Source organism: Halorubrum gandharaense, from assembly GCF_054654575.1.
Map to the genome: position 1 here is coordinate 625,717 of NZ_BAAIET010000001.1, position 14,635 is coordinate 640,351.

The window sequence follows — 14,635 nt, forward strand, 5'->3', positions numbered from 1 at the left end:
CGGTACCGAAGCGCACACGTGGCTGTCCCAGGTGGGGCACGAACAGTCGACCGGAAACCGCCTATTCGGTCTCCGCGAGTGGCTCTGGATTCCCGGTTCGAGCGCTCTTTCGGGCCGTCTCGACGATTCGGTGTGCCTCACGACAAAACGCGGGATCGGCAGGGCCTTCGGGTTCCGCACCGGTTTCGAGTCGGTCAACGAGATAGGCCACCACGTTTTCAAACCGGGGAGCAAGCGAGTCGGGCTCGACCGCGTAGCCCTCCGGGCGGTCGTTGGTCTGGACCCGGATCGACGCCGACCGCTCGCGGGTGCTGATCGACCCGTGAGTGCCGACGATCTCGTACCCCTTGGCTGGCTGGGGCGGTGTCTCCCACGGGTTCGTCACCATTCGCCAAGAGGTCTGGAACGTCGACAGGCCGGTTTCGTAGCGACACACCGTCGCCGACTGAACATCGACCTCCATATCCGGGGGAGAGTACGTCTCGGCGGTTACCGCGGTCGGGAGGTCGCCGTCGCGGAACCATGTGGCGAACGTCGCGCCGTAACAGAGGTAATCGAGCAGTGACCCGCCACCGGCGTCCGCGTCGTAAAACCAGCTATCGTCGGGTGGCGCACCCGCATTGCCTCCGTAGTACTGGACCTCCTGGACGTCACCGACTGTTCCCGCCTCGACGAGCCGCTTGACTGCATGTTTGACAGGGTCCCACAGCACCGGCCAGTTGATGAACAGCCGGCTGTCGCTTCCGGAGACTGCATCCAGCATCCGGTCGGCATCCGCGAGCGTCGTCGCCAGCGGCTTCTCGATGGCAATCGTCAGGTTATGCGGGGCAACTCGCTCAACAAAGTTGGCGTGGTCGGCGTTCTTCGGACAGCCGATCACGACATCCGGCTGCAGTTCCTCAAGACACTGGTCCAGCGAGTCATACACCCGATCCGTCGGGAGCCCCAACTCGTCGACCACCCGCTGGACGGAGCCGGTCGAGTCCGCCGGCGTCTCGTCGCAGACACCGACGAGTTCGGTTTTGGGGTGGTCGACGACCCATTCGAGGTTCGTGTTCATGTGCATCTGATCGAAGTTCGCACCGACGACGCGCCAGGTCATGTTCGTGACCGTGGTGTCGAGTCATGTTAAACCTCAGTCGTGTATCGGTCCCATGCTTCGGCACTCTCTCACCCGCAATTTATGACAGGTTCCATATGGTATGGTGATACGAATGTGAATTAAAACTCCAATACGCATTAGTGAGACTCCCGGATATCGATTCCGGCTACTCTTCGTTTCCTTACATATGTAGTTGTAAATAAAAGGATTTATGATGTATGATGGTGACACAACGAGATAGTATGTCACACCCACTACATTCGGAAACCGATTCGAACGCTCGCTCCGCCACATCCCAGACTTCGGGAACAGTTGACCGGCGCGCGTTCCTCGCGTCGACGGCTGCGCTCGGTGCTGTCGGGCTCGCAGGCTGTGCGGACGAGGAAGCTGACGCCGAATACAATGCCGCAATAATCTCGAGCCCGGCCGGGTTCGACGACAACGCGTTCAACGATAACGCTCGAGATGGGCTGCGTGAGGCCGCCGAGGAGTTCGACCTGACGATCAACGACGTTGAGGAGACCGAGGAAGCCGAGTACGGGTCGGTACAAGCCGAGCTCGCCGAGCAGGAGCTGTATGACGTGATCGTGATGGTCGGTCAGCAGCACTACGACCCGCTGGTGGACAACTCCGCGGAATACCCCGACCAGAACTGGATGCTGATCAACGACCACGTCGAGGGCGCGGACAACGTCTCCGGCTGGATCGAGATGAACCACGAGATGTCGTTCCTCGCGGGCGTCGCGGCGGGCACGCTCACGACTGAGGACATCGAACACGGGGACAGCAGCACGGAGCCCGGCGAGAGCGTCGTCGGGTTCGTCGGCGGCGAGGACATCGACCTGATCAACGCCTTCGAGACCTCCTACATCGAGGGCGTGGAGTACGTCAACGACGATGTCGAGGTACTCACCGGATACGGCGGCAGCTTCTCCGACACCTCCGCCGCGAACGACGTGGCCTCCTCGCAGATCGACGACGGCGCCGACATCGTCTGGCACGCCGCCTCCGCGGCGGGCGGCGGCGTGTTCTCCGCAGCACAGGACAACGACCGGTTCGCGCTCGGCGTCGACGTCGACCAGTCCATCACCGAGGATCAGTACTCGGACGTCATTCTGGGCTCGTCGGTCAAGGCGCTCAACGAGGCGACCTACGACGTGGTGACGGCGGTCATCAATGACGACTGGGACAGCGTGTCCGGCGAACGGAACCTCAGCATCGAGCAGGGCGGTATCGACTTCATCACCGGCCAAGAGTTTGAGGGTAACTTGCCGGCCGTTCTCGACGAGAACCTCGAGGACGCGAAGGACGCGTTCATCGCCGGGGAGATCGAACTGACCTGCGGCCCGACCGGCTGCTGATCAGCCGGTGTGCTCCGATATTTCGTGGGGTGACCAATGAGTACAGACAACAGCACCGCGGTTCGGCTCGACGGGATCACCAAACGCTTCGGCGACGTCGTCGCGAACGACGACGTGACGTTCACGCTGGAGGAGGGAACGATCCACGCGCTGCTCGGCGAGAACGGCTCCGGGAAGACGACGCTCATGAGCGTCCTCTACGGACTGTATCAGCCGACCGACGGGACGATCGTCGTGGACGGCGTGGAACGGTCGTTCGCGTCACCGCGTGACGCGATGGCTGCGGGGATCGGGATGATCCACCAGCACTTCCAGCTGATCGAGCCGATGACGGTGCTCCAGAACGTCGTGTTGGGTCACGAACCGACCAAGAACGGGCTCGTCGACGAGGCGACTGCTCGCGAGGAGATCACACAGATCAGCGACCGATACGGGTTCGATGTCGCGCGTCACCTCGACACGCCGGTTCGGGACCTCGACGTCGGGGTCCAACAGCGGATCGAGATCGTCAAGAGCCTCTATCGTGGAGCGGACGTGTTGATCCTCGACGAACCGACCGCCGTGTTGACCCCACAGGAAGTGGACGGGCTCATGGACGTGATGGACGACCTTCGGGCGGACGGCCACTCGCTGATCTTCATCACCCACAAGCTCGACGAAGCGCTCTCGGCAGCCGACCGGGTCACGGTGTTACGTGACGGGGAGGCCGTCGGCAGCGTCGACGCCGCGGAGACGGACCAGCGCGGGCTCGCCCGCATGATGGTCGGCCGTGAGGTGCTCTTCGATCGGCTGGAGCGAGAGGGAGAGCCCGGCGATCCGGTGTTGACCACGAGCGATCTTCGCGTCTCCGGCGACCGGGGAGTCGAGCAGGTCGACGGCATCGACCTCACGGTTCGTGAAGGCGAGATATTCGGGATCGCCGGCGTTCAGGGGAACGGTCAGACGGAGCTGATCGAGGCGATCACCGGCCTCCGGTCGATCGACGACGGGTCGATCGACTTCCTCGGCCGCGACGCCACGGCGATGAGTCGGCGTGAACGGATCGAATCGGGGATCGCATACGTCCCCGAGGATAGACAGAAGGAGGGACTGGTTCAGGAGTACGACCTCGTGCGGAACGGGTTGCTCGGAAACCAGACGATAGAGCCCTTCGTCGACGGCGCGCTCGTCGACTGGCCGTTCGTCGCCGACCACGCGGAGTCGATCGTCGCGGAGTACGACGTGCAACCGCCGACGACGACGTCGGAAGCGTCCTCGCTATCCGGCGGCAATCAGCAGAAGTTCATCGTGGGCCGGGAGATCGAACACGACCCCGACCTGATGGTGGCGTCGCATCCAACCCGTGGCGTGGACATCGGCGCGATCGAGTTCATCCACAACCGGCTCATCGAGCTACGGGACAGCGGGGTCGCGACCCTGCTCGTCTCCTCCAAGCTGGAAGAAGTGCGGAAGCTCGCTGATAGAGTCGCAGTGATGTACGAGGGCGAGTTCGTCGACGTCGTCGACCCCGACGGCGTCACCGAAGAGGAGTTCGGCCTGCTCATGACCGGTCACGGGCTTGACGAGGACGTCGACCCCGGTCCCGACCTCGGAATCGAGGACGAGGCCGAGGAGGTGACGGAATGAGCGGCGCGTCCGAGACGGACGGGTCGGAGAGCCTCCTCGAACGGGTCGCCGGCTACCTGCTGAACGCGACCGTGCTCGAACGGATCGGCATCGCGGTCGGAGCGACCGCGTTCGCGCTGGCGATCGGGCTCATAATCGTCGCGCTCGCGGGGTACGACCCGTTCCGGTTCGCGGCCCAACTCGTCGTGGGCGCGTTCGGCAGCGAGCGCGCGATCGCCCGCACGCTGCGGTTCTCGACCCTGTTCGTGCTCGCGGGACTCGCAGTCGCGGTCGCCTTCCGCGCCGGCGTGTTCAACATCGGTGTACAGGGACAGTTCATCGTCGGCGGCATCGCGTGTGTGATGTCGATCATCTGGACCGCGCCGTATCTCCCGACGGGCGTCATCGGCGGCACCCTCCTGATCGGAATCGGCGTGATCAGTGCGGTCATCGCCGGCGGCCTGTACGGCGCGCTTCCGGGCGCTCTGAAGGCATACGCCGACGCAAACGAGATCATCACCACGATCATGTTGAACTTCATCGCGATCGGCGTGGTCGGCTGGCTCGTCAACGGGCCGTTCCGTGGCGAAGACGCGACGAGCGTTCGGACCGAACAGCTGCCGGACTACGTCTCGCTCCCACAGATCATCTTCTCGGATTCGAATTTCTCCATTATCGGACTCGGTATCGCGCTTCTGGCAGTGATCGGCGTGGCATTCGTGCTCACGCGAACCAGATATGGCTACGACATGGTCACCAGTGGATATCAGGCAACGGCCGCCCGGTTCTCCGGAGTGAACTCGAAACAGACAATCGTCGCCACGATGACGCTCTCGGGAATGGTCGCGGGACTCACTGGTGCGATATTCGCGATCATGATTCAAGGCTCATACACTGACCCAGCAGGCATCGGAAACTACGGTTTCGACGGAATTGCGGTGAGCCTGCTTGCAGCGAACAACCCAATCGGTGTTATCCCCGCTGGGATCCTCTTCGGTGGGCTAGAGTCCGCAGGATCGCACATCCAAATCCGTAGCGATGTCCCCGTCCAGTTGATCAACGGGATTATCGGGCTCGTGGTATTGTTCGTGGCGGTTCCTGAACTGTTTAGGATGCTTGGGGCTCGGTTGGGTCTCGGAGGTGAGGACCGATGAGTGACAGCGGGCTCCTCCAGCAGCGGTGGGTTCGGTTGGTCGCGAGTGCGGCGATCGTTCTCGTCGCGTTCGGCGCCGTCGGATCATCCGTGTTCGGCTGGCAGCTCGAACGGCTGTTGACAGTCGGGTTCATCAACCGGTCGCTACAGATGGCGACACCCATCACGTTGGCAGCGATCGGCGGGCTGTACGCCGAAAAGAGCGGTGTGTTCAACATCGGTCTGGAAGGCTTCATGATCATCGGCGCTATCTCTACGGCCGGGGTGCTGTTCAGACTCGGCGGAACCACGCCCAGTCAGGGAGACATCTGGATCGCAATGGCCGTCGCAGTGCTGGTGTCGCTGGTCCTGACGACGATATTTGCGGTGCTGCTCATTGCCTATCAGGCAGACCAGATCGTCGCCGGCCTGGCGGTGTGGTTCATCGGCCTCGGCTTCGCCCCGTTCGTCGCCTCGCTGATCTGGGGCAGCCGGAACAGCCCTGGCTTGGCGAGCATTGACAGAGTGACCGTTCCCGGGCTCTCGGAGGTTCCGTGGATCGGTCCGATATTGTTTGATCAGTCACCGCTCGTGTTATTGACGCTCGTTCTCGTCATCGTCTCGTGGGTGTTTCTCTACCGGACACGCTACGGGTACTGGATCCAGGCGGCCGGCGAGAACCCCAAGGCGCTCGATACGGCCGGCGTGAACGTCACCCGAGTCCGGTACGCGACCGTGTTGTTCTCGGGAGCAATGGCCGGATTCGGCGGTGCCGTCTTGTTCGCACATGCGGGCAACTTCGTCGGCACTGGCGATACGATGGTCAACGGGCGGGGGTGGATCGCGATCGTCGCATACCTGTTCGGCAACTACAACCCGATCGGCGCGGCCGCGGCGGCCGTCCTGTTCGGCGGATTGGACATGCTACAGGTTCAGTTCCAAACCGCTGGAATCGACGTTCCAAGTCGACTCGTGAACTTGTTCCCGTACGTCATCGTGATCGTCGTCCTCTCGGTGTGGGGGAAGACACGGATGCCATCTGCTGTCGGTGAATCCTACGATAAGGACGAGTGAGAGCAACCCACCTTTGGGTCGGGGGAAATTGTCCATACGCTCTTGTGTAGACCATTGTTGGTGGAGCACTGTCTGGCGATTATATTGTCTCCGGGATTGGTGACCTGTCTCAGCAGAATGGCCGTGTAGCGGCTTGAACGGGGGCATCCCTTGCTCCGACAGACTCCTCACAGCAGTCCCCAACAATCTACGCCACAAGAGCGTCACTTCTATATATAAATATGAACCGTTGTTCACACTAGATCTATGGCTGGTTTGAACTGTCGGTGAATACTGTAAACGGGCGGGGGATATCCCTGAACTTCCGTAACGACACTGCCGACACGCAACGAACCGTCTGGTGGGGACTTCCGGCGTTCCCGGGTCTGCGAGCGCCGGCGACGGTGTCTCAGGACCGTTCGGCGGACGCCGGCACCGCTCCCTCGCCGAACCGGTCAGCGAGCCGCGCCCAGACCACGATTGCGGACGGGAGAACGACGATAGAGCAAACGTAAGCGTAGAACACGCCAAGCGCCAGCAGGAGCCCGAATTCCATGATGAGCGGAATGAGCGCAACGTACAGCACGCCGAGTCCACAGACGGTCGTAAGCATGCTGCCCGTGAGTGCGCCACCCGTCCCGCGAACGGTGACGGCTAGCGCCTCGTGGACGTCGGCACGTTCCTTGAGCTCGTCGACAAACCGGTGCATGAAGTGAACCGTGTAGTCGACGCCCAATCCGATAGACACTGCGAGGATTGGTGCGTTTATGGGGGTAAGCGCCACGTCAAAGTAGCGCATCGATCCGGCAAGTAGCGTGACAGTGAGCAGGACTGGGACCAGGTTTATCAGGCCGTACACCGCACGCCCCTCCAACCAGCGGTACGACAGCATGAGGAACACTGCGGTCAGTAGGAACGCAACGACCAAACTTGTGACCGACGACTCCGTCGTGTCCTCGATCACGGACTGGAAGACTACCAGCTGTCCGGTCGCTGTCGCGTCCAGCGGCATGTCGCTAGCAACCTCCTCGGCTGCGTTTGCCGCCTCGGTTTCGTCTGCGTCAACCGAGACCTGGAAATCGATCCGCGTGGAGCTACGGTCGGTCGTCAAATAGTTGAGCGCCGCCTCGTTTTCACCGTCATCAAGCAGTTCCTCGTACACCTGGTCGACGTTGCGGTCAGGGACACCATTCCCAGTGGTGTCGTGCCGTGTAATCGTCTCCTCGAACGAAGGGTTCGACGCCGCGAACGCATCTATCTCGTCGAGCACGCTGTCGGCTTCGGCTCGCCGATCCGACGACTCAAACGCGTCCGGAGGGCTCTCGTGTGCGCGTTCGATCGCGGAGAGCGCGTCGTCGTCTCTGAGGTCCCTGTCGTCGACGAAGACGGTCACTGACCCCTCCAGTCCCTGTCCGAAGTCCTCTTCCAAGTAGTCGAGCACCTCCATGAAGGTGTACTCGCCGGGTTGGAATGGCGCGGGGAGCGACTCATACTGCTCGACGCGGTCCTCGTCGGGGAAGAACGCCTCCTCGTTGAACTCCGTGTCGACACCCGTCCCGTACGCACCGGCGCCCGCTCCGACAACGAGCACGACGACGAGAACGACTACGGGCGCCACCCGTGCGGCGCCGGTTCCAACTGAGAGGACGCGCCCCATGACGGACCCCTCGCTACCAAGCGGAGTTGTTCCGAATTCTGGGAACCGAGTCCCCTCTCTGAGCCTGTCGCTGGCGACTTTTCCCGCGGGGAGGAGCACGCCGAAGATAGCGAACGTGAACACCATCCCGAACGCCGCGACGACGCCAAAGTCCTGCATGGAATCCATCGAACTGGTCAAGTTCGCTGCGAAGCTGAACACAGTCGTAATCGTCACGATCAGGAACGCAGTTGCCAGCTGGTCGGCGGTAACCCCCATTGCGTCCGGGATCTCCTTACCCGCTGCCCGCTCCTCGCGATACCGGTTGATGATGTGGATCCCGAAGTCGATCCCAACGGCTAGCAACAGTGGAAAAACAGTTATCAACGCGTCAGAGAACGGGATCCGGGCGTACCCCATGAACCCGAAGGTCCACACTAGGGTCATCAGCAACGATGCCATCCCGAGTCCTAGGTCGACCGGGTCGCGGTATGCGACCAGCAGGAAAAACACGATGAGAAGGATCGCTGCCGGAAATACGACGATAGCCGTGTCTCCGAGCAGCTGTATCGTCTCCTCCTCGATCACCGCGTCTCCGAAGACCACGACGTTATCCTCGGAGAATCCGTCGACGGCGTAGGCCGACTCCATCGTCTCGAACTGCAGCGGCGCGGTGTTCCCGGTATCCGCGTTTGGCGGCACGTCATAGGTGACCGCGATCTGGGCAACATCGGCGCTTGCAGACTCCTCGGTAAAATCGTCGCTGACGGGGAGGCCAGCGGTGTCTTCCGCCTCCGCGATGGCGGCGGTGAGGTCACGCTGTGCACTGCGATCAACCACTCGATACTGCTCTTCCGCAGTCGTTGCCTCGGGGTTGAGCTGCTCGGCGACTAGCGACGCCGGGCTCGTGGTGGAAGTCACCCGTAGACCGTCCGTTTCTTCGACGGTTTCCTGGAACTCCAGCATCCTGAGCAGGTTTGGTTCCGCCAGAACGTTCCGCTCGGTCTCGATGAACAGTTGTGCAGAGGTGCCGCCAGAATCGCGTGTCGCTCGGTCGAACTCCTCGTTCATCGCCTCAAGCGCATCCGCTTCTTCCGTCTCGTCACCGAATTGGTCCGCGCCAGCCTGCTGTTCGCCGCCGCTTACGAGGAATCCGCCGGTGAAGATCAGTGTTACGACGACGAAGGCAGCGATCACACGCCACGGACGCTCCGTGATCAGCGCGTTCACGCGCTCGGCGATGTCTCCGGCGCGACTACCGGTCGCATCGATCAGGTCTGCGACCCGCTCGGTTCCTCGCATCCGTCAGTCCCTGATTCGCCAGTGCCAGACGACGACTCCCGTGGCGCCGAGCAGCAGGAACACGCCGACGATTCCAAGTAGGCCGACACCATCATCATCGTCGGTTTCGGCTGTTTCGACCTGGACGGGATGTTGGTACGCGTCGGAGAGCTCCGTGTCACCGCGTTCGGTGTCGTACTCGAAGTCCAGTTCGATCGGGTGAAGCTCCGTCGTCGCACCAGCACCCGCGGCCACCTCGAAGGTGAGATCCGCCGTCTCCCCGGGACCTATTTCTGGAACGTATGCCTCGTCGTTAGGAGCCGACAGCGGGGAATCCGTGTATAATAGCGCACTGATGTCGGTGAAAGTCTCGTCGCGTTCGTTAGTGATCGAGAGCGTCACCTCCTCGCTCCCGCCTTGCTCGACCGTCGCGTTGCCCTCCAGAGAGAACTCGTCGACCTGATCGTTGATACTCACGCGGTCTGCAGCCGGTCCATCCTCCAGCGGCGTCCCCTCGTCGTCAAAGTACTCGACGGTGAACTGAACCTGTCGATCACCGGGGTCGGCCTGACCGCTGACATCCGTCGGATACGCGAATTCGGCGGTTTCTCCGGACTCAATCGTCGGCAGTGCGTAGCGGGTATCCTCGACGAACAGCGACTCGCTCATCGGCTCCATCACGACAACCCCGTCGTCGACGGTTCGCGGACCGTCGTTGACCACTTCACCACGGACGATGCCGTCGTACCCAACCGCAAGCGTCTCCTCGACCACCTCAACGGAGAACGACTGGGAGTCGGCCGGTGCCAAACTCGCCGATTCGGCGGGAGCCTCCCGCGTGATCCCATTTTTCCCGTCGTAAGAGAACTCAAAGTCGAGTGGCTTTGCGCTGTCGCTTGCAGCATCGTCGACTGCCACTTCGAGATCAACCGCCACGGTTTCCCCGGACTCCAGGTTGCCGAGCGCCACCTCGCTCTCGCCTCCATCGACGGTCACGCCGCCACCACCGAGGATGGTTGCCCGGGTAGCGTTCGCATCCTCGACCCCGACGTTTTTGACCTCGACGGTCGCCTCGCCGCTTGCGCCGGGCTCCACGTCGGTGGAGACGTTCCCCACGTCGAAGCGTGCGTCCTCCGGCACGACGACGGTCACCTCCTCCGTCTCCGTCGTCGTCCGCCGGTTCTGGAAGTTGCTTGAGTCCGACACTCTCGCCGTATATGCGTACGAGAGATCTATCTCGACATCGTACTCGCCCGGCTCGATGTCACTAGGTACGTCGATCGAGAGTGGTGCGTCCATCGTTGTCCCATCAGGAATCTCCCCTACGGCGACTTCTCCGGAGGCGGATTCGAAGGGTTCGCCGTCGGATATTTCTGCCGTGACGCTCCGTGCGTTGAGAACGCGGTCACCCTGGGCACCGGTGTCTAGATTCCCGTCGTTGGAGACGGCGACTTCGAGTGAAGCGGTCTCTCCAGGAGTCACCTCGTTCTCGGCGAGCGTTAGACTCAGGTCCGGCTCGCCAGCTGTAAACCCGCCGTCGTCAGCGGGATTTGCAAGGCCTGGTGCTGACGTCATCGTGACTCCGACCGCGAGGGTGAAGGCGATCACGAGAAGGAGCGTGTATCGCCGCTTCATCGGGTCGCCTCCACGCTGTTCGGGAGAGCTACACAGAGGATCGGCGGCTGCTCCACGGAGAGGAGGGTCGCGATGCGACGCAGTCTCATCGTACACTACTTTGGATAGCAGAAATATATATGTGCTGACTGAACGTTTAGTTAATAGCCTTATAAAGAGCAAGGAGAATACCTGCGGCTGAAGCCGCAGGATGAATCCGACGACAATGAACCAAGATACGTTCGACAACTTTGCTGAGATTTCAATCCGTAGGCTAAAGTGTCCGTTACCCACACAATAAAACAGGAATCGGTTAGGGATCGAGCGGTTCCTACCAGTCCACCGATGGCGGCCTGCTCGCCCCAAGCAATCGGACGGTAATCGGAACCAGTCGGGTGAACGGTCGGCTCCTACAATGGACCGATGCAGTGCCCGACTGCTTGGAAGCATCACAGAAAGGAGCCCCGAGTCTGTCGATGTCTGCCTGACTCCCCGTGGCAAAAGCAACACGGAGAGTCCGAACACGACGGAAGAGAGGAGTACTAGGGGCTTGGTACTCCCGGCAGTCTCACCCACAACAGACCGCGAGCATCCCCACGGATTCTTACCGTTTGGACGCTCGGTGCGACTGTAAACCTGAAATCTCCAACGCTCAGGATTCCGCCGCGTGAACGCGGAGGGGATAGCAAGACGCGTACGTAGTGGTGCCTTCGCAGTCTTCAGCGATCCGCCGTTCCACTCTCCCTCGTGCCTGAAGCTGGTTTTTAACAGCTTTCAGCGATCGAACGTCGGCGATCCGCGGCTCGGGACCCGGTGACGCGCCTCGGGCGTGACGGCGTGGCGACACGCCGATCAACCAGTCTCGACCATCCCGAGACGCCCCCACACCCGCCGCACGCCCTCGCGAACGACGAGAAGCACACTCAGCACACTCCCGACGACGACGGCAACTACCGGCGCAAGCATCACGCCTCCCACGTCGGCGACGGACACGTATACGCTCCCGACCACCCACCACAGGGTGGACGCTGCGAGCCCGCCGTACAGGACCGACCCCCCAATCCGCACGAGCGCCGTGTCCCCGTCCCGGATGCGGCTTCGAGAGCCGAGCGACGACGAGGCGAGCCGCAGCCCGTGTCGCACCGCTCGACCGAGCACGGAGACCGCGAGGAGACCGGGGGCGAGGAGGGTCGCAGGGACGACCACGTATCGGGCGACCGCCGGCGTCGCTCCGGCGTCGAACACGACCGCGGGCTCCAGGATCCAGCTGGCGGCGAGGCCCACGGTGAGGATGGCGAGCACCGGCTCGATGGTTCGTCGCCGGACTCGCGGGGCAAGCAGTTCGCGCGTCATTGGTCGGCCCCGCTCGCCTCACCGCCGGGCAGGTTTCGGAAGCGGGACCGGAGGACGTGCTCCACGTAGCCGACGACTGCGAACCCGACGGCAAGCGGGCCGAGCATGAGCAGGAACACCGGTCCTCCCTCACCCCCGACGAAGGTCTGCCGCAGGAGTGGCGGGACGACGAGCAGGAGGAAGCAGACGGTCGGGGTGACCACCCCGCGAGCGACCGCGGCACCGACCGGGACCGCGCCGGCGAGCGCGGTCGTCACGACGAGGAGCGGGAGAACGCTTGCGGGGCTGACGCCGACGCCGGCCATCCACGCCACGACGGCGACGCCGAAGAGGCCCCCGATTACACCGGCAGCAAGGAGCGTGGTTCGGCGGCGCGTCGGCAACGGCGGCAGATTCCGCAGCCGGTCATCGGCGAGCTCGTACTGTCGACGCAGCCCGTACTCGATCGTCCCGAGGACCACGAACGTCGCGACCCACACGTACCACGTGCTCACGTAGCTCGTCAGGTAGACGGCGCCGTCGACGACGAGGTGGCCGCCGAGCTCCGACCACTCCGGTGCCGGCGCCGTCACGTCCCGATACGCCGCCCACGCGAGCAACGTGACGAGTCCGACCGTCGGCGACCACAATCGCGTTCCGACCGTCACCAGCCCGACGAGAAAGCCGAACGCGAAGACGACGACCGCATTCCCGACCGAGGCGAGCGGCCACAGCGTTTCCGGCACGTGACCGAGCCAGCGGAACAGCGCCTCGACGACCAGGAGGTGAGCGAGGCCGGCGACCACCGCAACGAGCCGCGCGCGAACGGAGAGGGTCCCCATCTCGGACCCCTCACTCACGTGTTGCGACGACGCCGGCGTACACGGTCCCGCTCACGGCACCGACGGGGAGCGTCACCCACCAGGTGAGCATGAACGCGAGTGCAACGATGGCGAACGAGAACCCTGCGGCGCTGACGGGCTCCGCACCGGAGAGACCAAGGATGGACGACGCAGACAGCAGACTCGTCACAACAAGGAGCGTGCCGACGTACGTTCCGAGCACCCCGAGCAGGCCGGCAACGGGACCGAATGCTGGGATGGTGGACGGAAGTGCTCGCCAAACCGCGACGCCGACCACGAACGCGGTCGGAGCCACGATCGGAACGGCCATCCCGGCAAAAGCGGCTAATACGGGGCCGTCTAACGTCCCCACGACGCCCGTGGCATCCGCGACGAGCACGGCGGCCGCGAACAGAACCGAAGCGGCGAGTGCCGCGCTCGCCGCCGCGTATCCGGCACCGAGGTCCGGTCGTGCTGCACCGGGAAGTCGTCCGGGACCATACCGCTTGCACGCTCGCTGGAGGGACCGTGTGTGGAGGGACCTCATACCGGTCGGATCGACGGCCTGCCTGAAAGAACTTCCGCCGTCTCACCCCGAATCCAACTTCCAAAGCGCAACGAGTGACGTCGGGATCGAGACGGTATTCGAGTCATGGGAGGACCGATCGGATCTCGAATCTCCCCACCGCGTCACCCACTGAACGACCTGGTACCGGTCTCAGCGCCGTCGCCGCTCGTCCTCGCAGGTCCCTCAAGGTCACCGATCAACTTCGCATAGATGATGAGTTCGTATACCAATGTCGCCGGGATGAGGAGAATGCCGACGATCGTCACGGCAAGCAGCACCTGACCGATCGCGAAGAGCGTCGGAATCACGAACAGCCAGAGCAGGACCACGAGAAGATAGCGAAGACTGAACGCGGTACTGAGGACCGCACGCAGGTCAAACGCGTCGGCCATCCGCCGCCGCCGACTGAAGTGAAACAGGATTGACGTTGCGACGTACATGAGGCCGAAGTAGAAGAGGACGAGTAGCAGGAATCCAATGGTACCTGCCGTCTCACTAATCGATGCCATCAGTGAGAATAGACCCATCATCATCACAAATACAAGCAGGTAGACGAAAAGGACGGCCGACAGCTTCACCCCGTCGACGAACAAACTCCCGTACTCCTCAAACTGCGGCGGTGCGTTGCCGTCGATTGCGTTCCCTATCGTTTTGGTGAAAAAGCCCAACAGAACAAACACAGGGAGAATCAGTATCGACCCGACCGTCAGAATCGACCCGATTAGCAGTGTTCTTGCATAGCCGTCGTCCGTGAGAGGGTACTTGAACGCATCTACGATCATAGTAACGGCACGTATTTGGTAAAATAAAAAGGATTGCATTCACCTCCAGCAGATCCGCTATCCGGACGACCGGAAGGTGAGTCAATTCAATTAAGCAAGCAGCGAGACGGTCGCTCTCGCTAGTCAGCACTGCAGCGCCTCAGTCCCGTTTTGAGCTCAGTACACCCATATCGACGGGCACGAACCGATGCAGATCGGATTTTGTTAAAAAATCCATTCAAGACGGTTTAGTACAGCGGTTTCTCAGTTTTTGAACACGAGTAAGATCCGTTTCACGGCCGCCAAATACCGGTTCACGGAGTCCAAATCGGCGCCCCATTTTAATCA

The 14,635-nt window shown here is 62.2% G+C and carries 11 protein-coding genes; 4 read left to right on the forward strand and 7 right to left on the reverse strand.

Annotated elements, in window-relative coordinates; translation table 11 throughout:
- Positions 1-61 precede the first annotated feature (61 nt).
- Positions 62-1,102 carry a Gfo/Idh/MocA family protein gene (locus tag ACYQ07_RS02920; protein WP_459877138.1) on the reverse strand — a complete coding sequence of 347 codons (1,041 nt, stop codon included), beginning with the start codon at positions 1,100-1,102 and terminating at the stop codon, positions 62-64.
- Between the two features lie 242 nt (positions 1,103-1,344).
- Here ACYQ07_RS02920 and ACYQ07_RS02925 point away from each other — a divergent pair, with 242 nt between their 5' ends.
- Genes ACYQ07_RS02925 through ACYQ07_RS02940 form a run of 4 tightly spaced genes read left to right on the forward strand, consistent with a single transcriptional unit; the run spans position 1,345 to position 6,274 of the window.
- Entirely contained in the window at positions 1,345-2,463 is a 1,119-nt protein-coding gene (locus tag ACYQ07_RS02925) for a BMP family lipoprotein (RefSeq protein ID WP_459877141.1), read from the forward strand.
- 36 nt (positions 2,464-2,499) lie between these two features.
- Positions 2,500-4,089 carry an ABC transporter ATP-binding protein gene (locus ACYQ07_RS02930; protein WP_459877143.1) on the forward strand — a complete coding sequence of 530 codons (1,590 nt, stop codon included), beginning with the start codon at positions 2,500-2,502 and terminating at the stop codon, positions 4,087-4,089.
- Positions 4,086-5,222, forward strand: coding sequence for an ABC transporter permease (locus ACYQ07_RS02935; RefSeq protein ID WP_459877146.1), 1,137 nt, complete (start codon positions 4,086-4,088; stop codon positions 5,220-5,222). Before ACYQ07_RS02930 ends, ACYQ07_RS02935 begins: the two co-directional genes overlap by 4 nt.
- Complete coding sequence (locus tag ACYQ07_RS02940; protein WP_459877149.1) at positions 5,219-6,274, forward strand: ABC transporter permease; 1,056 nt, start codon at positions 5,219-5,221, stop codon at positions 6,272-6,274. The genes ACYQ07_RS02935 and ACYQ07_RS02940 overlap by 4 nt, the downstream gene beginning before the upstream one ends.
- Before the next feature lie 388 nt (positions 6,275-6,662).
- On the opposite strand, the gene ACYQ07_RS02945 is transcribed toward ACYQ07_RS02940, so the two are convergent.
- From ACYQ07_RS02945 to ACYQ07_RS02970, 6 genes are all read right to left on the reverse strand, one after another.
- On the reverse strand, positions 6,663-9,191 hold the full coding sequence (locus tag ACYQ07_RS02945) for an efflux RND transporter permease subunit (RefSeq protein ID WP_459877152.1): 2,529 nt from the start codon (positions 9,189-9,191) through the stop codon (positions 6,663-6,665).
- A gap of 3 nt (positions 9,192-9,194) precedes the next feature.
- Positions 9,195-11,078, reverse strand: coding sequence for a COG1361 S-layer family protein (locus tag ACYQ07_RS02950; protein WP_459877154.1), 1,884 nt, complete (start codon positions 11,076-11,078; stop codon positions 9,195-9,197).
- Between the two features lie 558 nt (positions 11,079-11,636).
- Entirely contained in the window at positions 11,637-12,137 is a 501-nt protein-coding gene (locus ACYQ07_RS02955) for a hypothetical protein (protein WP_459877157.1), read from the reverse strand.
- A complete protein-coding gene (locus ACYQ07_RS02960) occupies positions 12,134-12,976 on the reverse strand; it encodes a hypothetical protein (protein WP_459877159.1) in 843 nt (280 codons plus the stop codon). Before ACYQ07_RS02960 ends, ACYQ07_RS02955 begins: the two co-directional genes overlap by 4 nt.
- Positions 12,969-13,505: a hypothetical protein gene (locus ACYQ07_RS02965; protein ID WP_459877162.1), complete on the reverse strand. Its 537-nt coding sequence runs from the start codon at positions 13,503-13,505 to the stop codon at positions 12,969-12,971. The genes ACYQ07_RS02960 and ACYQ07_RS02965 overlap by 8 nt, the downstream gene beginning before the upstream one ends.
- 143 nt (positions 13,506-13,648) lie before the next feature.
- Positions 13,649-14,308 (reverse strand): DUF4013 domain-containing protein, encoded by a 660-nt coding sequence (locus ACYQ07_RS02970; RefSeq protein WP_459877165.1) that lies wholly within the window; start codon positions 14,306-14,308, stop codon positions 13,649-13,651.
- Positions 14,309-14,635 lie beyond the last annotated feature (327 nt).